32 protein-coding genes are annotated in these 20,494 nt (G+C 37.6%); 31 read left to right on the forward strand and 1 reads right to left on the reverse strand.

The annotated features are described in order from the left end of the window. The first annotated feature begins 151 nt into the window (after positions 1-151). From I6L50_RS11915 to I6L50_RS11980, 14 genes are all read left to right on the forward strand, one after another. A complete protein-coding gene (locus I6L50_RS11915; RefSeq protein ID WP_219301642.1) occupies positions 152-454 on the forward strand; it encodes a hypothetical protein in 303 nt (100 codons plus the stop codon). After that, positions 455-649 carry a hypothetical protein gene (locus I6L50_RS11920; RefSeq protein ID WP_219301644.1) on the forward strand — a complete coding sequence of 65 codons (195 nt, stop codon included), beginning with the start codon at positions 455-457 and terminating at the stop codon, positions 647-649. It abuts the gene before it with no gap. 78 nt (positions 650-727) lie between these two features. Continuing rightward, on the forward strand, positions 728-1,663 hold the full coding sequence (locus I6L50_RS11925) for a YqaJ viral recombinase family nuclease (RefSeq protein ID WP_219301646.1): 936 nt from the start codon (positions 728-730) through the stop codon (positions 1,661-1,663). Between the two features lie 21 nt (positions 1,664-1,684). Further along, positions 1,685-2,491: a recombination protein RecT gene (gene recT, locus I6L50_RS11930; protein WP_219301648.1), complete on the forward strand. Its 807-nt coding sequence runs from the start codon at positions 1,685-1,687 to the stop codon at positions 2,489-2,491. A 171-nt stretch (positions 2,492-2,662) separates the two neighbouring features. Continuing rightward, positions 2,663-3,454, forward strand: coding sequence for a DnaD domain-containing protein (locus tag I6L50_RS11935; protein ID WP_219301650.1), 792 nt, complete (start codon positions 2,663-2,665; stop codon positions 3,452-3,454). After that, on the forward strand, positions 3,396-4,295 hold the full coding sequence (locus tag I6L50_RS11940) for an ATP-binding protein (RefSeq protein ID WP_483861634.1): 900 nt from the start codon (positions 3,396-3,398) through the stop codon (positions 4,293-4,295). Before I6L50_RS11935 ends, I6L50_RS11940 begins: the two co-directional genes overlap by 59 nt. 23 nt (positions 4,296-4,318) lie before the next feature. Further along, a complete protein-coding gene (locus I6L50_RS11945; RefSeq protein ID WP_006918079.1) occupies positions 4,319-4,828 on the forward strand; it encodes a YpiB family protein in 510 nt (169 codons plus the stop codon). Positions 4,829-4,840: 12 nt separating this feature from the next. Beyond that, entirely contained in the window at positions 4,841-5,272 is a 432-nt protein-coding gene (locus I6L50_RS11950) for a DUF1064 domain-containing protein (RefSeq protein WP_219301652.1), read from the forward strand. After that, on the forward strand, positions 5,272-5,976 hold the full coding sequence (locus tag I6L50_RS11955) for a 2-methylcitrate dehydratase (RefSeq protein ID WP_219301654.1): 705 nt from the start codon (positions 5,272-5,274) through the stop codon (positions 5,974-5,976). Before I6L50_RS11950 ends, I6L50_RS11955 begins: the two co-directional genes overlap by 1 nt. Continuing rightward, positions 5,966-6,688 carry a zinc-finger domain-containing protein gene (locus tag I6L50_RS11960; RefSeq protein WP_219301657.1) on the forward strand — a complete coding sequence of 241 codons (723 nt, stop codon included), beginning with the start codon at positions 5,966-5,968 and terminating at the stop codon, positions 6,686-6,688. The genes I6L50_RS11955 and I6L50_RS11960 overlap by 11 nt, the downstream gene beginning before the upstream one ends. Positions 6,689-6,697: 9 nt before the next feature. Beyond that, positions 6,698-7,120: a hypothetical protein gene (locus I6L50_RS11965; RefSeq protein ID WP_219301659.1), complete on the forward strand. Its 423-nt coding sequence runs from the start codon at positions 6,698-6,700 to the stop codon at positions 7,118-7,120. Further along, on the forward strand, positions 7,104-7,634 hold the full coding sequence (locus I6L50_RS11970) for a hypothetical protein (protein WP_219301661.1): 531 nt from the start codon (positions 7,104-7,106) through the stop codon (positions 7,632-7,634). The genes I6L50_RS11965 and I6L50_RS11970 overlap by 17 nt, the downstream gene beginning before the upstream one ends. A gap of 114 nt (positions 7,635-7,748) precedes the next feature. Further along, positions 7,749-8,552, forward strand: a complete 804-nt coding sequence (locus I6L50_RS11975; RefSeq protein ID WP_219301189.1) for a phage antirepressor KilAC domain-containing protein — start codon at positions 7,749-7,751, stop codon at positions 8,550-8,552. Positions 8,553-9,075: 523 nt separating this feature from the next. Next, complete coding sequence (locus tag I6L50_RS11980; RefSeq protein ID WP_219301663.1) at positions 9,076-9,564, forward strand: hypothetical protein; 489 nt, start codon at positions 9,076-9,078, stop codon at positions 9,562-9,564. 34 nt (positions 9,565-9,598) lie between these two features. Here the strand turns inward: I6L50_RS11980 and I6L50_RS11985 are convergent, their stop codons facing one another. Then, a complete protein-coding gene (locus I6L50_RS11985) occupies positions 9,599-10,141 on the reverse strand; it encodes a tyrosine-type recombinase/integrase (RefSeq protein WP_219301665.1) in 543 nt (180 codons plus the stop codon). 156 nt (positions 10,142-10,297) lie between these two features. Between I6L50_RS11985 and I6L50_RS11990 the strand changes: the two genes are divergently transcribed. The 17 genes from I6L50_RS11990 (at position 10,298) to gpG (ending at position 20,393) form a co-directional block, all read left to right on the forward strand. Continuing rightward, positions 10,298-10,672: an ArpU family phage packaging/lysis transcriptional regulator gene (locus I6L50_RS11990; RefSeq protein ID WP_219301667.1), complete on the forward strand. Its 375-nt coding sequence runs from the start codon at positions 10,298-10,300 to the stop codon at positions 10,670-10,672. A 339-nt stretch (positions 10,673-11,011) separates the two neighbouring features. Beyond that, on the forward strand, positions 11,012-11,230 hold the full coding sequence (locus I6L50_RS11995; RefSeq protein WP_219300502.1) for a hypothetical protein: 219 nt from the start codon (positions 11,012-11,014) through the stop codon (positions 11,228-11,230). A 101-nt stretch (positions 11,231-11,331) separates the two neighbouring features. Further along, positions 11,332-11,529, forward strand: a complete 198-nt coding sequence (locus tag I6L50_RS12000; protein WP_257475351.1) for a hypothetical protein — start codon at positions 11,332-11,334, stop codon at positions 11,527-11,529. 40 nt (positions 11,530-11,569) lie between these two features. Then, positions 11,570-11,899: a hypothetical protein gene (locus tag I6L50_RS12005; protein WP_219301285.1), complete on the forward strand. Its 330-nt coding sequence runs from the start codon at positions 11,570-11,572 to the stop codon at positions 11,897-11,899. Continuing rightward, complete coding sequence (locus I6L50_RS12010) at positions 11,886-12,098, forward strand: hypothetical protein (RefSeq protein ID WP_219300500.1); 213 nt, start codon at positions 11,886-11,888, stop codon at positions 12,096-12,098. Before I6L50_RS12005 ends, I6L50_RS12010 begins: the two co-directional genes overlap by 14 nt. 192 nt (positions 12,099-12,290) lie before the next feature. Beyond that, a complete protein-coding gene (locus I6L50_RS12015; RefSeq protein WP_219303691.1) occupies positions 12,291-12,626 on the forward strand; it encodes an HNH endonuclease in 336 nt (111 codons plus the stop codon). A gap of 163 nt (positions 12,627-12,789) precedes the next feature. After that, positions 12,790-13,113 carry a hypothetical protein gene (locus I6L50_RS12020; protein ID WP_374108422.1) on the forward strand — a complete coding sequence of 108 codons (324 nt, stop codon included), beginning with the start codon at positions 12,790-12,792 and terminating at the stop codon, positions 13,111-13,113. A 24-nt stretch (positions 13,114-13,137) separates the two neighbouring features. Next, entirely contained in the window at positions 13,138-14,793 is a 1,656-nt protein-coding gene (locus tag I6L50_RS12025) for a terminase TerL endonuclease subunit (protein ID WP_219301671.1), read from the forward strand. Between the two features lie 8 nt (positions 14,794-14,801). After that, positions 14,802-15,965 (forward strand): phage portal protein, encoded by a 1,164-nt coding sequence (locus I6L50_RS12030; RefSeq protein WP_219301673.1) that lies wholly within the window; start codon positions 14,802-14,804, stop codon positions 15,963-15,965. Beyond that, positions 15,949-16,725 (forward strand): head maturation protease, ClpP-related, encoded by a 777-nt coding sequence (locus I6L50_RS12035; protein ID WP_219301675.1) that lies wholly within the window; start codon positions 15,949-15,951, stop codon positions 16,723-16,725. Before I6L50_RS12030 ends, I6L50_RS12035 begins: the two co-directional genes overlap by 17 nt. Positions 16,726-16,744: 19 nt before the next feature. Continuing rightward, entirely contained in the window at positions 16,745-17,902 is a 1,158-nt protein-coding gene (locus I6L50_RS12040) for a phage major capsid protein (RefSeq protein ID WP_219301677.1), read from the forward strand. 5 nt (positions 17,903-17,907) lie between these two features. Then, on the forward strand, positions 17,908-18,201 hold the full coding sequence (locus I6L50_RS12045; RefSeq protein WP_219301679.1) for a hypothetical protein: 294 nt from the start codon (positions 17,908-17,910) through the stop codon (positions 18,199-18,201). 1 nt (position 18,202) lies between these two features. After that, the gene (locus I6L50_RS12050) at positions 18,203-18,574 is read left to right on the forward strand and encodes a phage head closure protein (RefSeq protein WP_219301681.1); all 372 of its coding nucleotides are present in this window, start codon (positions 18,203-18,205) and stop codon (positions 18,572-18,574) included. Further along, entirely contained in the window at positions 18,562-18,999 is a 438-nt protein-coding gene (locus I6L50_RS12055; RefSeq protein WP_219301683.1) for an HK97-gp10 family putative phage morphogenesis protein, read from the forward strand. Before I6L50_RS12050 ends, I6L50_RS12055 begins: the two co-directional genes overlap by 13 nt. Further along, positions 18,996-19,370: a DUF3168 domain-containing protein gene (gene gp17 / locus I6L50_RS12060; protein ID WP_219301687.1), complete on the forward strand. Its 375-nt coding sequence runs from the start codon at positions 18,996-18,998 to the stop codon at positions 19,368-19,370. Before I6L50_RS12055 ends, gp17 begins: the two co-directional genes overlap by 4 nt. 3 nt (positions 19,371-19,373) lie before the next feature. Next, complete coding sequence (locus I6L50_RS12065; protein WP_219301689.1) at positions 19,374-19,955, forward strand: major tail protein; 582 nt, start codon at positions 19,374-19,376, stop codon at positions 19,953-19,955. A gap of 63 nt (positions 19,956-20,018) precedes the next feature. Beyond that, positions 20,019-20,393 carry a phage tail assembly chaperone G gene (gene gpG / locus I6L50_RS12070; RefSeq protein WP_219301691.1) on the forward strand — a complete coding sequence of 125 codons (375 nt, stop codon included), beginning with the start codon at positions 20,019-20,021 and terminating at the stop codon, positions 20,391-20,393. Positions 20,394-20,494 lie beyond the last annotated feature (101 nt).

Genomic DNA, 20,494 nt, shown 5'->3' on the forward strand with positions numbered 1-20,494 from the left:
TGGTGGTGTCAATGTAAACCAATAAAATACAGATTGATTGGGTGTCAAAGTATTTTATTAATTTGTAATATAACACGAATTAGTTATGAAGAACACTGGTAAATGTGTCCAAATGAGTGCTATTACGTGTAAAGAAGAGAGGGAATCCAACATGACAAAATCAGTTTTACAAAAGGATTTACAAAAGAAACAAATACTAGATGAATTTTTACAGCATTGTGAAAAGAAGCAAGTTGAAGCTCTGCAAAAGAATGATCCTTATCAGTTTTGTATCTGGATCAAAGAAACCCGATTAGCCCGAAGGGAATTGGCGGCGCTGTATCGCAAGAAAGAGAAACATGATGAGGAACGTATGCATATAAAAGGAATTGTTCATCGTTTGAGAAGTGTAGGTGTGAATGCCGATGTTGTGGAGAGGGTGCATTATATTATGCTTTCTGAGGAGGGTAGCTGAATGCTGGAAAACCCAAACACCATAGGCAATCCGCACGATTCCTCTAGACAAGACTTCGAACACTATTGTAGTGATTGTGACGGTGAGTTGTATTTCGGCATGACGTATTACGAATTTGAAGGGAACCTTATTTGCGAGAAATGTAATGAGAAATTTTTAGAGAGACATGGCACACGGTTTGTGGCAGGAGAATAAAAAAAGAACTCACGGGAATGAGTTCTCAATAAAATTTAAGGTGAAGTCAGTATACCATAGAAGGCGAGTGAAAGAAACATGCAGGCGAAAGTATTGGCAAATACATTACATATGGATCGTAGGGCATGGTTAGAAGCGCGTAAGCAAGGATTAGGTGGTTCTGATGTGGCAGCCATTGCTTGCTTAAGCAAATGGAAGTCGCAAGTACAGGTGTTTCTAGAGAAAACGCAAGCTATTGAACAAGAAGATATACAAAGTGAAGCTGCCTATTTTGGGAATGTATTAGAAGAAGTGGTTGCCCAGGAGTTTGCTAAACGAACAGGATTAAAAGTACAGCGCCGAAATGCCATCTTACAGCACCCTGAGTATCCTTGGATGCTTGCAAATGTGGACAGGCTCATTGTGGGAGAACGATTGGGCCTTGAATGCAAATCAGCTTCAGAATATTTGAAAAAGGAGTGGGAAGGCGACGAGATACCAGTCGCGTACTTACTCCAGTGTCAACACTATATGGCAGTAACAGGTTATGAAGCATGGTGGATTGCGGTATTAATTGGCGGTAACAAATTTATCTATAAGCAGATCGAACGGGATGAGGATATAATCCAGTATCTTATCAACATGGAACGGGATTTTTGGCAGAATCATGTTGAGAAAGGTGAACCGCCTATGTTTGATGGTTCAGAGGCATCTACACAATTACTGAAGCAAATGTATCCAGAATCTATTGAGGATAGTTCTATCAGTCTAGGAAAGCAAGAAGAGCTACTTATTGAAGCGAGAGAGCAAGTAGAAAGAGAAATCAGCGTGTTAAAAGAACAAAAGGCAGAGTATGAGAACAAGTTGAAAGCGAAATTAGGTTCTCATGAGAAAGGGACAACAGAGAATTACGCCATCAAATGGAAGTCCTATACAAGTAATCGTTTTGATAGCAAACGATTCAAAACAGAACATCCTGATTTACATAAAGAATATACAAACGAAACTATATCAAGAAAGTTTTCAGTGAAATAAAAAATAGGGAGTGGATTAGATATGGCTACAAATGAAAAGTTGAAAAATCAGTTAACAAATCGAAAAGAAAGTGCGCCAGTTACACCGGAACAAACAGTAGAAGCATACATGAAGAAAATGGCGCCAAGAATGGCAGAAGTATTACCTAAGCATATGGATATGAACCGGATGAGTCGCATTGCTTTAACAACAATTCGAACGAATCCAAAGCTTCTCGAATGTGCAGTTCCTTCTCTTATGGGGGCTGTGATGCAAGCCGTACAGCTAGGATTGGAACCAGGATTACTAGGACACTGTTACATCTTACCGTATAAGCGTGAAGCGACATTTATCATTGGGTATAAGGGGATGGTTGACCTCGCAAGACGGTCTGGTCATATTCAAAGTATTTATGCCCATGCTGTACATAAAAATGACGAATTCGAATATGAGTTGGGGTTACATCCAAAATTGGAGCATAAGCCATCATATGGAGATCGTGGCGCGTTTATTGGAGCGTATGCAGTTGCTCATTTTAAAGATGGCGGGTATCAAATGGAGTTTATGCCGAAAAGTGAAATTGAGAAACGTCGAAAACGTTCCGCTGCCGCTAATTCTAGCTATAGCCCTTGGAGTAGCGACTATGAAGAAATGGCAAAGAAAACCGTGGTTCGTTACATGTTTAAATACTTACCGATTAGTATTGAAGTTCAGACACAAGCCCAGCAAGATGAAGTGGTGCGAAAAGATATTACAGAAGAACCAGAGTTTATTGAAGTGGATCCAATCGAAGGAGAACAGGTAATAACAGAAGATGCTGGACAACAAGAATTCCCGATTGAAGGATGAGTAAATCAAAGGTGCTCCTCTCTCGTAAATTATGGGAGAGAGCGCAATCCAAAGAAGAACGAAAGCGTTCTATTACAAGATATATACAGACTGGGTATCCAAAATATCGAATTGAAAAAGTGGTCAAGGAAAAGGGGAGTTACCTAGCAATTTGTAGGAGGGGGAATAGACATGAGTAGGTTGTTGTTAGAGGATGAACCATTAGTTGTTTTACCGAAACTTGCTACAGTAATTGGATTAAATGAAGCTATTATCCTTCAGCAACTGCATTATTGGTTAGAAAAAAGTAACAACGTAAAAGATGGTTTTGGGTGGATATACAACACATATGAAGAATGGAAAAACCAATTTCCATTTTGGTCAGAAAGTACAATTAAGCGAACATTGAAGAAGTTACAGGAACGGAAAATTATTATTGTAGGAAACTATAATAAGCTGAAAATAGATCATACAAAATGGTATCGGATTGATTATGAGGTACTAGACAACATCGAACAGGAGGCTGCAAGTCAAATTGATCTGACGTCAGGCCAAAATGACCAGACGAAGAGGTCAAATTGCCCCGACGAACAGGTCAAAATGACCAGACCAATACCAGAGACTACTACAGAGAATGTAAGTAGTAATAGTAGCGCTTTTGCTTTTTACGAGAACAATTTCGGTGTTTTAAATTCATTCATGGCAGATAGCATAGGCCATTGGATTAGAGACACGAGTGAAGAACTTGTGATTGCGGCAATGGAACGAGCTCTGAAAAGACAAGCGAAATGGAACTATGCGGAGGGAATTTTAAAACAGTGGGCCAACAGTAACATACGTACGCTATCGGATGTGATAGCATCTGAGGAAGCATTTAAACGACAGAAACAGTCTAAAAAGAGAGCGGGAAAGGGTGGTATATCGAATGGGAGAGCTGAAGCAAGTAAAACATTCTTCGAAAAATATGATTTCTCAAAACGTTAGAAGAAAGGCTGTAGATCAATTTAAATTGTCACCGAATCGATGTAAAAATACGTTTTTGGTTGGGAAAAATGACTTCAAAGATATATGCAATAAACGTATGTTAATTGATAAAGGGACAGGAAAAGAATTTTGCCCGCAATGTCAAACCGTTGAAAAGGAGGATCAGCAGCTAGCAAAAGAAACGCAAGAATTACAAGAGAAGGCGAAAATTATCAAGTTATTTAAGGATTTTGAAGATGGGAGCTTGATTAATCAAAAGTTAAAGAAGGCAACGTTTCAAAATTATGTTCCGCCAAGTAAACAGCTTACAGAGGCAAAAGAAGCATGTGAGCAGTATGTAAGAACTTTTAACAAGAAAGTCGGGAAAAACATCATGCTTGTTGGCGATTATGGGACAGGGAAAAGTCATTTAGCGGTAGCGATGACAAGGGAATTAATGAGGCGTGGTGTAAGTGCATGTTTTATCACAGAAGAAAAATTATTTACGAAGTTGAAGGCTACATACAATCGCAAAAGTGAAATGACAGAAGACGAACTACTTACCATGCTTTCTAAAATGGATTGTTTGGTTATTGATGATCTTGGTGCTGAAAAAGAACCAGATGATGAAGAAGAGTTAAAAAAGCATAAATGGGCCCAAAAGAAATTATTTGAGATTATAGATAGCCGAATTGGAAGGCACACCATGTATACAACCAACCATGCAGTCACAGCTTTATATGGGATTTACAATGAGCGGATTTTTAGTCGCATCTTTGATGACGAAACGGAAGTAATTGAAATGAACGGTAACAATTATCGGTTAAGAAGATTTGAAAAAGAACAAGAAATTGAATTCTAAGAAGTGAAAGGAGAATTAGGTGGATGAATAAAGTGTCGGTTGAGAAAAAATTGGCGTTTATTGATTGGGTATGGGATCAATTAGAACCTCAAGAGCATAGCGCATTTCGATTGCTTTACAGGTTGGGGCAACATGAGAAGTTTCAAGAGAGAATTCGTTTTGTAGAAAATGCGAAAAAATATTCATATGGCATAGAAATGTCGGCAACATGTTCCGTGAGAAGTGGCTTTACATTCTTTGGGCCAACAGGGAAAACCAATGATTCGGGTGTAGCGTTTCATTATTTTAGTGCCCAGGACACAGAAAGCAAGATACACATTCAAATAAATTTTAAAGGCAAATACAGTCATGCTTTATACATGGCGGTATTGGAAGATGATGAGCCTTCACTAGAAACGGATTTACCTGATGAAGAGTATGTGAGAGTAGAGGAAGCTATTACATACATGGAGAATCTCGGCAAGCGCCAACTCATCGATTATGCACTTGACACGAAGGATGAAGCACTATTTAAAAAGCTGGTTATGAAATAAGGGTGAGAAGAATTGAGTAAATACAGCAATAAGAAAGTGAACCTCGATGGTCACGTATTCGATTCAAAAGCGGAAGCAAATTATTACGAAGGCTTAAAAATACGCAGTGCAAGAGGCGAAATACAAGGGTTTGAACGGCAGCCCGTATTTAACTTGCAACCTGCATTCAAGAAACAGGACAAGAACTTTCAAGCCATTACATACATAGCGGACTTCCTGGTGTACTTGCCAAATGGTGAGGTAGAAGTCATAGACATAAAAGGCATGGTTACGGAAACGTTCAACGTGAAACGAAAGTTGTTCGAGTATAAATATCCACACTTACAGCTCATTTTGCTGAAGCATGTGAAGAAATACGGTGGTTTTATCACGTTGGATGAGTACAACAAGTTACAACGAGCGGAGAAGAAAGCGAAAAAACAGAATAAAGGGAGCGGATCATAATGGCGTATATCGAATGTAAACCGGTGTTGAAGAAAGTGAACTTAAAACCTGATGGGAAGAAAGAGATTGTGTTAGAAGTAACAGATTCCTCATTGCAGGGGAAATTGGATTCTTTGTCTGAAATGATTGATGCGAAAGTATTTGTCTCGCTAGAGTCTATGCAAGTCAACTTTAATGTCACGATTAATGCGAAAACAAATGAACCAGTTACGCAGTACGAAGTCGATGAAAAAGGAATGGTACAAGAGGTAAAATCAACGTTCGAGCAAATAGAAGCGGATTTTGATATGCCAGAAGAAAAGATTCAGACTCGTGAAGAAAAAGAACAAGCGGACCGGGAGATTATCGATGCTTTTATCATTAGCGGTTTAGCCCCAAACTTCGAGGGCATGCCAAATAAACTTCCGGATATTGTAAAACGTCGCCTCGAGGGTGAATCGTACTTGAAATTGGCGAATGAGCTCAATATGTCCTCAGGTCAAATTATCGAGGTAACCGATGAATATCGTAAGCGCGTAGCACCATTAGCAATAAAGTGGCATGAGTGGAAAGAACAGCAGCCAGAAACAAAAGAAGAGCCAAAGTGCGAGGAGAAACGGGAGGAAACCCTTGAGGTGCAACAAGAAGGGAATCAGGAAACTGAAAATCAAGTCTCGGAAGAGTTCGAAATAGCGGATGAGGACAAGCCTTTCGATGAAGCTTGATAAGAAATCCATCCGGATTCAAATATTAGATCTACAAGATGAGAATTGCGCGGGATGTGAAAAAGTGCCGGCATACAGGAAGTCAGGGAATCGTAAGACTTCCTGGTGTGCGGATAACTGTAGGATTGGGAAGCGAATCAAACAATTAGGCGACAGCTTACTGGAAGGGAGAAATGAAACCATGGTAGAACAGATGGCTGAAGAGAAAAATTGGGATGTATTATGTGAGAAGGCGGAGAAGTTAAGGGAGCAGAAATTATCTTGGGCAAAAATTGCAGATCGTCTTGGTGTGAGTGAAAGCACACTGTATCACAATGTCGCAAAACGCCGAGAGAAAAAAGAGGGCGCTAGGAAGTGTGCTAAGAGTTTGGGAACGAAAAAGAGTATAGAACCGTTGGTCGAGGGTACAAAAGTTGCTAGAAAGAAAAATGAACATTCTGAAGAGAAGGATAATGGAATACATCAAACGGAATTAAAAGCGGAACTTGAAAAGTTAAAAAAACAATTTCAAAATCGTGAGGAAGAATACACAACGTTGCTGAATGAACGCAACCAGTTAAGCGAGAAGAAATGGGAGCTGGAAGCTGAACTAAGAAAAGTACAAATCAGAATCGGTGCGGCAGAAGAAACAGCAGAAAGGGAACGGAAACATCGCTTGGAATTACAAGCAAGGGCACAAGCATTAGGAATCGCATTAAAAGCAGTATTGTAGGTGTTTCGCATGAAACTTACTAAAGAAGAACGCATCCGACTCACCTATCAAATTGGAGATATTATCGAACAGAAATGTAGACGGTGTTATTATAATCGCTCGGATGATGCGAGTTTCAGTATCAACATTTGCGCAAATTGCCCGACTGGTCAAGCATTACGCCAGTTGGGTAGATATTTTGATACAGAGCCGAGGATTCGTGGAGGGAATCCTGGAAATATGCCGGATGGATTGACACCAGCACGTGTAAGAGAACTCAATGACCAGGGGATTCCAGATAAAGAAATGAGTATCATGTTTGAGCGAAGTCCATCCTACGTTGGGAAAGTGAAAAATAGATGGAGAAAGCAAGGGTTATGGCAAGGGCCGAATCAGGTGCCGAAGAAGTCAAGTAAGCGGAAAAGGAGAAACAGGCATGATGAAAGTAATTGAAGATGTGAGAGCGATGTCAGATGAGGAATTTATGAGTAAGTATGAAGATTTGGTACATCACTTTATCTGGAAGAGATATAAGAGCATGTTAGAAATAGTTAAAGTGAATACAGGTTTGGAGATGGAGGAAGATGGAGAGACGATTTGTAAACAACTGGGCGTGCCTCTTCCAGATGTGAACGAGGCATTGCAATATCACCCCAATACAAAGTCTTTACAGGATGTCATGTATACATCAGGGAGTGGTGGTAAGGAAGAAATTCTGTTAGAAGATATGCTGGAAGATACACAAATACATGAGGTGGGAGAAGTGGAGAATCATATGGTCCTTCAATCATTTTACCAAACACTGGAGTACCCAGAATTGATCGTGTGGGATATGCATTCGAAATATAAAACGCAGCAAGAAATTGGGAATAGAGTGGGGAGATGTCAGGTGCAAGTCGGTAGAATATTGAAACGAATTCAGAAAAGAGCGAATGAGTTTGGGAAAGAGCAGGGATTAGCGACATGAATATGACTGGGTGAATCGTTCGGCGGTTATTTTAAATTAGGTACCTTTGTAAAAAAATAAAGGATACATGAAGATCGTTTCATTCAAAAATTGTATAGAAAAGGGGAATTAAAAATGACGCAAATGCAAACATTTTCACATAACATGTTCGGAAATTTAGAGGTTTTTATCAAGGATGGAAAAGAGTATTTTCCTGCGACAAATGTTGCGAAGGTATTAGGATACACGAATCCCACAAAAGCGGTGAGAGATCATTGTAAAGAGGACGGGGTAACGTTTCGTTCGGTGGTTATTCCAGAGAAAAATCAAATGGTTGAAAAGAAATTTATCAACGAACCCAACCTATACCGTCTGATTGCTAGATCCAAGCTCCCACAAGCAGAACAATTTGAAAAATGGGTATTCGAAGAAGTGCTCCCAAGCATTCGAAAACACGGGGCTTACATGACACCGCCTACGATAAACGCCTTACTACAAGATCCAGATTTACTCATTGGTCTCGCGTCGCAACTCAAACACGAACAACAAGCAAGACAAATGGCAGAACAAAAGAATCTCATGTTAACACAACAAGTCGCAGAAAATGCATCTAAGATTACATACCTCGATCAAATTCTTCAATCAAAAAATACGGTAACCGTCTCGCAAATTGCAGCCGATTATGGATTGTCAGCAGTACGATTAAATAAAATCTTAAAAGATGAAAAAGTACAGTACAAAGTAAACAATCAATGGCTCCTGTATGCGAAACATCAAAATAAAGGATATACAAAATCACAAACAATTGATGTCACGCATTCGAATGGTAGTAAATCTGTAAAAATGAATACGCGCTGGACTCAAAAGGGTAGATTGTTTATCCATGACATGTTAACGAAACGTGGAATTATTCCTGAAATGGATAAGGAGGCAGTTTGAATTTTGTCTTTGAAAAAGAGACCTCATAAAATAGGGTAAATTTACGTTTGAATCTTTTTTGAATGTCATAGGTATGGGACGAGTGATAATGTGTTAAAAAGAAGATTAGGTAGCTTAAATTAGAAATAGAGATTTGAAACAAAAAATAACAAAGCAGCTAGCAAAAGCTAACTGCTCATTCGATGAAAGATATGCCGATAAGTCCAGTTTCACCTTTCGACATTACAGGCTATATATTAAGCCTATAGATAGTATGTATCAACTTCTTCTTTTTATACACAAAAGAAAACGAGCACTTGTGCCAGAGTGCTTGTTTGTGAGAATTTGAATCATTATTGTTATGTGTGTGTTATGAAAAAGTAATGATTCGAAAAGTAAGGACGTAACATAATCTATGTAATTTTGAGGGATTATGATTAAAAAAGGAATAAATAGGATGCCTGCTACAAAAAGGTTAAAACTGGTGATAGTAAGGAACCGTACAGGTGTTATAAAATGGTGAAAAGTCAGCGAGGTGTACAGCATGAAGGAGAAGGAAAAGCAAAATCGCATTCGTATTCTAGATATACAGGACCAACATTGTCAAATGTGTGACTATCAAATGAAGCCATTGAAAGAATGTATGCAGCATTGTGCAATCGGGTTGGAACTGAAAGAATTAGCAAGAGAATTATTTACAGAGAATGGGGGGCGAAAGCCTAGAGCAGAGTGGGATGAAATTTGTAGACAAGCTGCCCAGCTATATGAGCAGGGATTTGGGACCACCATGATAACCAAAAAGCTTGGTTGTCCAAGTAGTACTTTGCGTGAGCAATTGAAAAAAAGAGGGAAGTGGAAAGGAAAAACGCAAATTGAGATACAAGAACAAAGTCGGAAAAAATGGGAAGAATGGTGTCAACAAGCACTGAAATTTAGAGAGCAGGGGTTTAGTTATCCAAAAATAGCGCAATATTTGGGCGTACCGGCATCAAACTTACGTGATCAAATGAGTAAGAGAGGATTCCGTTCATAGTGGATGATCAGTAAGAAATAACAGCTAGGAAAAATTAGCTGTTATTTCGCATGAGACCGATATATTTTAAAGTGGTTGCTGGGCTACTATGCTCAAAGAAGTGTTGTAATAATGCGATATCCACACCAGATTTGTATGCGTGATATCCCCAAGTTTTTTGAAGCGTATGCGAGCTGATTCCCTCTAATCCAGCTGCTCTTGCAGCTCTATCTAACACATACCATGCATGTTGTCTGGTAATGGTTTTTAGCCCTTTTTGCGATTTGAATAAGGGCTCCTCGTATGTCCAATCTTTACGCTCACATATATACTGTTTGATTGCAAGGTGTAAGGTTTCGTTTACAGTGAACCATTTATGTATCTTTATTTGTTCGTTATAAAATAAGATGGAATGTCGAATATGTCTGTTTTTATCCAGTACATCCCCAACTTGTAATTGTAAGAGTTCACTTACTTTTAAGCAGGAATGGATGGCGAATAGGAATAGTAGCGCATCACGTTTTGAGGACTGTAAAAGGATATGTTGAATCACTTCTATTTGTTTCTCGTTTTGTATAGGTTGTCCGACTTGTTTCATTTTAGATACGCTCCTTTTCTATACATAAAGGATTCATTTGCTGCGTATGGAAAAGAAAATATTGGTTAATCGATTATTTGAAATCGAAAAAAAGACTGTGTAAGAGTTTAGTAACAGTATGAACAGGATTTGGATTTTTATTCGGGAGGGTAACGCATGAATCAATTATCTTTTTTTACCTATATCGATGAAAAAGAAATACGCCCTTTTGTGATAGGAGAATTAAAGAAGTATAAGGTGTTACGCGTTCGTTTTCAGAATCATCGAGAACGGATGGAGAGAGGTGCAGAACTCTTATTTCCGGAAGTACGAAAAATAGATATCCATGAACTGAAGTACAGGCAATTACATCGTGCGTTTGAACATGCGTTAGATCAAGACGAACAACGAATATTGGAAATGAAGTATATGAGTGCGACAGAGCTAAACGATGATTATATTTATACAGTATTAGGAATGAAGCGCGGTAAGTTTTATCGGAAACGAAAGTCAGGAATTTTGAATTTTGCAACTGCATTAGAGATGATATAAAAAATAATGGAACTTTTGGGGTACTGTTTGGGGCACTAAATCGGGTACCTTTTTGCTTTGAAATTGGATGTACGATATTTCTACAGTTACTGTTTGGAAGACAGAAGGCTGTGGGGATAGCGTATCCGCCATCATGTGAAGTGATGTGAGTGGGCCCCATTATCAAAACGTTACCGAAGAACGGGCATGGGCGGTAGGAACCCGCGACAAGACGAAAAGACCAAGGGGAATTATATATACGACCACGGTTCTAGATGGTATCGTGGTCTTGTTTATTTATAGCAAGCAGTGATAATATCTGTTGGAACACAATATCAATAGGGAGAGGATGGTGATCGTATGGAAAAAATATTTGCCACACATGTGAGCTTGGTAAATGGGAAAACGCATATCTTACATATGAAGTTGGAGAGTTTTTTAGACAAAGTGGTTGCTCCAGATGGAAATTTTAGGGTAGGGTTGATACGTTTTGATGATATTGTAATCAATCCAGAACATATCGTTTCTGTACAACAAGTAACTTCTGTACGAGCGCGTAGACCGAGTCGAACTATATAGGGAATGTTGCGAAAGCATCCATAATGGGTGCTTTTCTTATTTTAAGGAGGCGAAAAGATATGTTTTTCGAAAGAAAGAAAAGGAAGGAATAGAATAAGAAATTGAAACAAGAACAAGCAAAAAGAAATAGTGAGGGTACAACAAATGATTGGTTGATTCACCATACGACGACATCAAGTGCAATTCACTCCAGTTCGGATTATGGAAACGATGATAGTGGTAGTTATTCATCCTTCTGTTCATCCTATTCATCGTATGATGCAGGAGGTTCATTTGATAGTTCGTCAAGTTGTGATTAAGCAGCCGAAGTCTACTTTTTACTTTAGGAGCAGTATGAAGATGGGGAATAAAACCAACAACATGAAAGTTGGAATTGTTGAATTAAGAATCCGAGTCACTGGACTACAACAAACGATTGAAGGACTAGAAAGAAGAGTAAATACGTTAGAAAAGGGATTAGCAACGAAAGCGGACATAACTCATGTTAGAGAAATGGTCAAAGAATCTGTAGCAATTAAAAAGATTAACGATAGTAAATCAGTAGGGGTGGATTGTAAAGTTGGGATTTCATTAGATGGAAGAGTTGTAGCAAAATCTATTGTCGAACATACAGCTGATTCGATTCAAGGTCGCGTAATTAAAGGGAGTGAGATAAATGAAACTAGATAAACAAGAACAAGCGGTTGCAATTGGTACATTCATTTCAATGTTAGAGCAAGACTTTGTAAACGAATGTATCGATAAACAGAAATTAGAAAATGCAATTCTAATCTTTAATGAGATGCAAGATAATACAACGCCAAAGCAAAACAGAGAAGCGATGAGTAGTTTGCTTGACAAAACAAGGGATGAGTTGCTGAAGGAGTAATTAAAAAAGGCACAGTTGCATCATCATCTGTGGACGACAAGCAACTGCGCAAATAAAGAAACAGAAAGGGCCTAATATAACCTGTAGGATATATTAGATATGGTTAAGATACTTTCACTATAGCATGAGGAATATAAAAATAAATGTACAAAAATGTCCTTGGTAAAAGACAAAATGAAAGGCAAACAAGTGATGAAAGAGTATAAAACCAAACAACAGAAGCGTAAGTTCTATGATAGTGGCGAGTGGAAGAGGATACGCGAGCAAGTAAAGAAGCGAGACAACTATGAATGCCAAGAGTGTAAACGTAATGGTAGTGTTCGTGTGGACACCGATGAATACAGTGAGAGTGCCAAGCGTAAGAAGATACAACTCGTTGTCCATCATATAAAAGAACTAGAACATTATCCAGAACTTGCATTAGAAATAGATAACTTAGAAACAGTCTGTGTGGATTGCCATAATAAAGAACACGGTAGAGTGTTTGTTAAAAAGATAAACAAATGGGAAAACGATGAAAAGTGGTGAAACTGATTCAGAAACAATCCCCCCCTTTAAAATATTTCAATCTTTTAAAGGGGAACCGGGCACCGGGGAGGGGGTCGTTTTTCCAGATTTTTGAGCTGTTTCGCATAGGACCCCTACCCAATAGAAAAAAATAGGATGGAAGCGAGGTGGCAGTATGGCGGACATGGATGAGCGTGAGGTGCTAGTAAACAAGGAAAAAAATCGTTTGAAAAGACTATTTACAGACATCTCACCTAGTAAGTTGAAAGTGGTGGAAGGGTTACTGATACAGGCAGCAAGATTACGAGTGTTATTGAATGAGATGTGGATCGATATATCTGAGAATGGTGATTACGAATTGTTCTCACAATCTGATAAAACAGAGCCGTATGAAAGAGAACGACCTGTTGCCCGGTTATACAATACCCGTGATCAATCCTATCAAAGGGTGATGAAACAACTAACGGACTTGCTACCAGAAGAAAATAATAAGAAAGAAAGTAAGTAAGAAGTATTCGGCAAGTGATTTGATATGATTCATCATAAGTGTGTAAGTGAATATATAGAACGATATGAGACAGGATCAGTAGTATTAAATAAAGAGCGCATCATGCTTATTAATTATCTAAAACAAGATATACTAACCCGTGACGATTTACATTTTGATATGGATTTAATTGATAAATGTATAATTTTCATAGAAAAATGGCATTTTACATTACATTCTTTTCAAAAATTTTTAATAACATTTGTGTTTTTGTTTGATGAATATGAGGATGTTTATTTTGATCAACACTTCTGGATGATGGCAAGGGGTGCTGGTAAAAATGGATTGATTAGTGCATTGACACACTTCTTTATTAGTGAGTTGCACGGTATTGAGCATTACAACGTATCAGTAGTTGCGAATACAGAAAGGCAGGCAAAAACATCTTTTATAGATGTATTTGAAAAGAATAAAAAGCATGAAATATTAGACGAGCTATTTGTATCAACCAAACAATTGATAACGAATAAAGCGACTCGTTCAACTTTTGAATTTCATACATCTAATGCAGGAAGTAAAGACTCATTAAGAGATGGATGTGTTATTTATGATGAGATACATAGGTATGAAAATAGCGATGTTGTAGAGGTATTCTCTAGTGGATTAGGTAAAGTTCCTAACTCTAGGGAATTTTTTATTACCACAGACGGATTTGTTCGTGAAGGTTATCTTGACAAAATGAAAGAGCGAGCTATGAACATCCTGAAAGGAAAAGAAAAAGAGGATAGATTATTTCCTTTTATTTGTAAGTTGGATAATCCTGAAGAAGTAGACAATCCCGATATGTGGGAAAAAGCAAACCCGATGTTTAGTAAGCCAATGAGTCAATATGCTAGAGGATTGTTTAAGAAAGTTATGCGTCAGTATAAAAATCTAGAAAACGATCCGTCTAACAGAGAAAATTTCATGACTAAGAGGATGAATATACCGGAAGTAGATCTAACAAAGTCTGTAGCTTCATGGGAAGAAATCATGCGTACTGGTTTTGAAGAAGATGGAGAAACACGGAGAGAAGTTCCAGATTTAAAGTACAAAGTAGCTGTAGGCGGTCTCGACTTCGCCAGCATCAAAGACTTTGCATCAGTCGGGTTATTGTTTAAACATGGTGAGGATTATATTTGGAAATCACATTCTTTTGTCCGTAAAGGATTCTTGGACAAAGTGAAATTAAAGGCACCTATTTATGAATGGGCTGAAAATGACTTACTAACTATTGTGGACGAACCTGTCATTCCTATCTCGCATATTGTAGCTTGGTTTGTAAACATGCGTGAGATATACGGATGTAACACAATAGTAGCAGATACATTCCGTCTTGATCTTGTTAAAACGGCACTTGAAGCGGAAGGCTTTACCCTGTTATATATTCGAAATCCGAAAGCGATTCATTCTTTATTAGCACCAAGAGTTGAAACATTATTCGCAAACAATCATATTATTTTTGGAGATAATCCATTAATGCGTTGGTATACCAACAACGTCTACGTCCACATCAAAAAAGACGGCAACAAAGAATATCTGAAAAAAGATGAGTTTAGGCGCAAAACGGATGGATTCCAGGCTTTTATTCATGCATTATGGCAAGCGGATAACATTCTTGTAGATGAATTCGACTTTATGCTAGATGGTATTAAATTCTAATAATGGGGGTGATAATCATTGGATGGTTGGACACGGTATTTAAAAGAAATAGCGAAGTAGGATATATGTTTGATGTGGAAATGTTTATTGAAAAAGCAAATAGAGTACACATGAAGCGATTAGCGATTGATACCTGTATATCCTTTTTAGGAAGAACAATAAGCCAGTCAGAATTTAGAGTGAAAAATGGTGAAGAATTCCAAAAGGATGATCTTTATTACCGATTAAATGTTAGGCCTAATAAAAATATGACAGCAAGTACCTTCTGGGAGCGGTTCATTTATAAACTTATTTATGATAATGAAGCTCTAATCATACAAGCGGATGATGGAGATTTACTTATTGCTGACGACTTTGAGCATAATGAATACGCTGTGTTTGAAGATATTTTTACGAATGTCACTGTAAAAGATTATACGTTTAAGAGAAGCTTTAAGCAAAGCGAAGTTATTCATGTAAAGTATCGGAATGACAAATTAACACCTCTTATTGATGGACTATTTGCAGACTATGGAGATTTATTCGGCAGGATATTAAATTCTCAAAAACGTAAAAATCAAATTCGTGGAACAGTTGATATGGATATGATTGCGGCAAAAAATGAAAAGCATCAAGCGAAACTTCAAGATTTCATTGATAACATGTATAAAGCAATTGGAGAAAAAGACGTTGCAATCATTCCACAACAACCAGGTTTTAAGTACGCTGAAACATCAGGAGGAGGAAATTCTGGTCAGAGTGTGGACGAAATCAACAAAGTAACGAATGGTTTCTTACATCAAGTAGCCATGGCTTTTGGTATTCCGACCGCTTTGTTATATGGCGAAATGGCTGATGTTGAGAAGCAAACGAAAAATTATATGCTTTTCACAGTGAAACCATTATTAAAAAAGATTTCAGATGAAGCAAACGTTAAATTTTTTGAAAAAGAAGAGTATCTTTTAGGTCAAAAGATTGAAATTAAATCCGTTTCTTATCAAAGTATATTTGATCTTGCGACAAGCATCGATAAACTCATTTCTTCAAGTGCATTTACAGGGAATGAGATTCGATTAGAAGTAGGATATGAAGTTTCTGATGATCCTAACCTAAATACACATCATATTACGAAAAACTATACGAAACTAACTGAATCCGAAGGAGATGAGAATACAAATGACGGTGAAAATTGACGTGAAAGGACCAATTATTTCGAATGATGAAGCTTGGATTTATGATTGGTTTGAAATGGATGCGACAAGCCCCGGTAAGATTACAAAACAACTGGATAACGCAAATAGTGAGGATTTAATTGTATCAATCAATAGTCCAGGTGGTTATGTAGATGAGGGTTCGGAAATTTACACAGCATTAAAAAATTATCCTGGTCATGTGGAAGTTCAAATTGTTGGTTTAGCAGCAAGTGCAGCTTCTGTAATTGCGATGGCAGGTGATAAAGTTCGCATTTCTCCAACAGCAAAAATCATGATTCACAACGCCGCTAAGTGGCATGGTGGTGATCATCGTGACATGGAAAAGGCGGCTGAGATGTTAAAAATAACAGATCGAGCAATTGTAAATGCCTATGTCATGAAAAGTGGTAAATCAGAAGAAGAACTACTTGACATGATGGCTGAAGAAACTTGGATGGGTCCTAGGCAAGCATTAGAAAACAATTTCGCGGATGAAATCATGTTTATGGAGAATCCAGTTAAAATGACAGCTTCAACAGCTACTGCAACCATGCTTCCGCAGAAAGTAATCGATGGCTTTAGAAATGGAACCATGAACAAAGGAAAGGGGATTACGAAAGAAGGTTTACATGCAGCATTATCAGGATTAAAAAATGAAATCCTGAATGATTTACAAAACAATATAGAAGAACAACCAAAGGAGCCGAATTCCAAACCTGTAAAAAACAGTGGGATTAAAGGGCTCCTTTTAAAATTATAAAAATTGGGGGAAACACACAATGGTCATTACATTTAATAAATCTGAAGCATTTAATAAAGCGAAAGCGAAATTAACGGATGCCTTAACTAATGCAGAAAGTACAGAGCAAGAACAATCGAAAGCATTTGAGAATTTCTTTGATGCATTACAAACAGATGTAGCGAACTCAGTTCGTGAGCAAGTAAATAATGATATGCTTGATCGTTCTATTCTGCAGCAACGTGGTCAAAACGTCCTAACTTCAGCAGAAACGAAATTCTTTAACGCTGTTGTACAAGAGGGTGGATTCAAAGATGATTCTATTCTTCCTAAAACTACGCAAGAGCGCGTATTTGAAGATGTAGTAACCGAACATCCATTATTAGAGGCTGTAGGACTACAAGATTTAGGAGCGGTCACGAAGTTTATTTATTCTGATGCAACTAAAGCTTATGTATGGGGGCCTTTATTTGGTGAAATCAAGGGTCAAGTAAATGCGGCATTCCGTGAAGAACAAATTGGCCAACTTAAATTAACTGCATTCGCAGCGATTCCAAATGATATGTTAGATCTTGGGCCTGAATGGGTTGAACGTTATGTCCGAACTTTATTAGTAGAATCTTATTCTGTTGGTTTAGAATATGGTTTTGTTAATGGTACAGGTGTAAATCAACCAATCGGTTTAATGAAAGACTTTAACTCTACTACAAATGCAGTAACAGATAAAAAATCATCTGGTACATTAACATTTGCTCCGTCTGAAAATGGTGTAGTAATTGCGGGTGAGCTTTATGAAGTAGTGAAATCCTTATCTGTGGATGGGAAAGGGAAATCTCGTAAAGTATTAAATAAAATTGTGATGGTTGTAAATCCTGTGGATGCAATTGGTGTACAAGCGCGTAATACAATTCAAACGGCAACAGGCCAATGGGTAATGGCACTACCATATAACATTCAAACTGTAGAATCTGAAGAAGTGCCAGTTGGTAAAGCGTTATTCTTTGTGAAGGGTCAATACCTTGCGGCAATTGCAGGTGGATACAAGCTTAAAAAATTTGACCAAACATTAGCAATTGAAGATGCTACACTTTATACAATCAAACAGTTTGCTAATGGTAAACCAAAAGATAATAAGGCAGCTCTTGTTTATGATTTAAAGATTTCTTTCACACCACCAACACCATCGGCACAAGGATGATGTAAATGGAAGCAGAAATTCCGAATGAAATATTACAGCAATTCAAAGAAAGGATGCGATTAGGTGATGAGGAAGATGATAACCTAAAACGTATCATTTCTGCATCCAATGAAGCTTTAATAAAATTGTGTGGATCGTATGACATAAACAAAGATGAGACGTTCAAAGAATTAGTTTTTGAACGTTCTCGTTATGTCTATAATGATGCACTTGAGTATTTTACTAAAAACTTTTTAACCGAAATTAATAGTTTTGGTGTTGCAAAAGCATTAGAAGAAATTGTATGGAGTGGTGAATAATATGCAACCTTTCAAATACAAGCGACCATTAAACGCGGCAAAGTTAAATAAACGAATTAGACTTGAATATAAAGCAGAAACGAAGGATGAAGAGGGGAATGCACTTCCATCCGGATGGAAAGAGTTTGCTATAGTTTGGGCAGAACCTAAAACACCATTTGGTACAGGTTTTAGATCGGAAATATTTCAAGGAAATGCAGAATTTGTTATTAAATTAATAAATTTCACAATTCGATATCGAGAAGGTATTCATTCAGCAATGCGTGTAAGGTATAATGAGAAGTTATACGAGATTAAGTCAGTTATTGATATCGACGAACAACATAAGGAAATGTGCCTTATTTGTGAGGAGCGATCGAATTGGCAGAATTAGAAGTTTTCGGCATTGAGGAATGGATGAGGGATTTAGAACGATTAGGACAAGATGTTCCTCAGATCACAAAACAATCGTTACAGGCTGGAGCAAAGGTATTCAAAAAGAACTTAGAAAGAAATTCTCCTCTCGGTCCGGAGGTACAAAAACCAACTCCCAAACAATCATGGCGAGATGGAAAACACGCTAAGGATGCTATTCATATAGGAAAAGTTGTAAAGAAAGGCAGTTCCTATTCAATTGAAATTGGATGGGACAAATCGGGTAATTCTCCGCATTATTATATGAAATTTCAAAACTGGGGAACAAGTAAAAATCCAAATCCACCGCACAAAGGGTTTGCTGAAAAAACTTTAATTCAAAGTGAAAAAGAAGCCTTGAAAGAGATGGAAAGAGAATTTATGCGGAGGATTACTGGCCGATGAGAAATTTAAATAAAGAAGTATTTGATATATTACGTACAGATACAGTTATTAAAACTGAATTGGTTGGAGAATTTGTATATCAATTTGTAAAAGGTAATGACAAAACAGATATATGGATTACCTTCTCAGAGTTAAATGTTTCCCCAGGTGTTTATGCGGAGAATGAAGAGAAAACATCAAATGTTATGTATCAAGTAGATATATGGTCTATGTCATCAATCAAAACACAATTAAAAAATGCAGTTCAGGCAGCTATGAAAAAGCTGTCTTTTCAGCGTGTAAGTACTTATCCAAATTATGAAATGGATACAAAAATGTATCGATATGGTTTTCGTTTTATAACGGAAATTATGAATGAAGGAGGAAAATGAACGATGGCAATGACAATTGATTTTAGGGATTTGCATTATGCGGTTTTAACAGAGACACCGGATGGCAAATTTACTTACACTACACCGAAACGAATTGGTAAAACAGTGAGTGGTAAAGCAGCGCCTAAAGCAGAATCAGTAACTTTTTATGCTGAAGGTGGACCAGCAGCAACAGCGAGTGCATTTGGTGGAACGGAAATTGAATTAGAAGTGGATACATTACCTTTATCCGTTTATGCGGAGTTGTTAGGGAAAAAGGTAGTGAAAGGCCAAGTTGTTGATAATACAAGCGATGTACCTCCTTATGTAGCTTTACTATATCGGTTACCATATGACAACGGAAAAAATCTATATGTATGTTATTACAAAATGAAGTTTGAACTTCCAAGTGACGAGCATAAAACAGCGGAGGATAAACCAACGTTCCAAAGTGCGAAAATGAAAGGGAAAGCAATTCAACGTTCTGATGGTAACTGGAGACATCGTTTAGATGAAGAGGAAGTGGGATTTGATCCAACTGTTGCAGCGAACTGGTTCAAGGCAGTACCAACACCACCGGTTGTAGCACCATCAATTGGTGGCTGAAAATAATGATGAAATGGGGTGGCGAATGCCGTCCCTATTCTAATTTAGGAGGATATCATCAATATGAAAATTACATTGCAAAACGCAGAGGGGCAAAAAGATTATCATTTACCACAGTTTATTCCGGGTTCAGCCACTTTTGAAGCATCTACATTTGCAGATGAATTACAAGCGGATCTTGTCTCAAAAGAAACAATTGAAAGAGCAGCACATTTTATAGCTCGTATATATGGAAATCAATTTACGGCTCAAGAGTTTGTTGATGGTACACATGTATGGTTTTTAAGTTTAACCATACATTCTGTTTGTTTAACCATTATGGGCCGTTTAAATGAGGCAATACAAGTAATGGAAACGGTAGAAGATGCGAAAAAAAAGTTGATGAAACAACTAGAGATGAAGCCGAAAAGAAAACGTTCAAATACGAGGACATCGTAATTGATATATATAACGTTCTTATGGATGCAGGAATGACACAAAATCAAATCAATGAGATGGATATTGCGTTTTACTTTACCTGTTTAGCGAGAAAGGAAAAA

This window comes from Bacillus sp. FDAARGOS_1420, assembly GCF_019344915.1.
Taxonomy (GTDB): domain Bacteria; phylum Bacillota; class Bacilli; order Bacillales; family Bacillaceae_G; genus Bacillus_A; species Bacillus_A mycoides.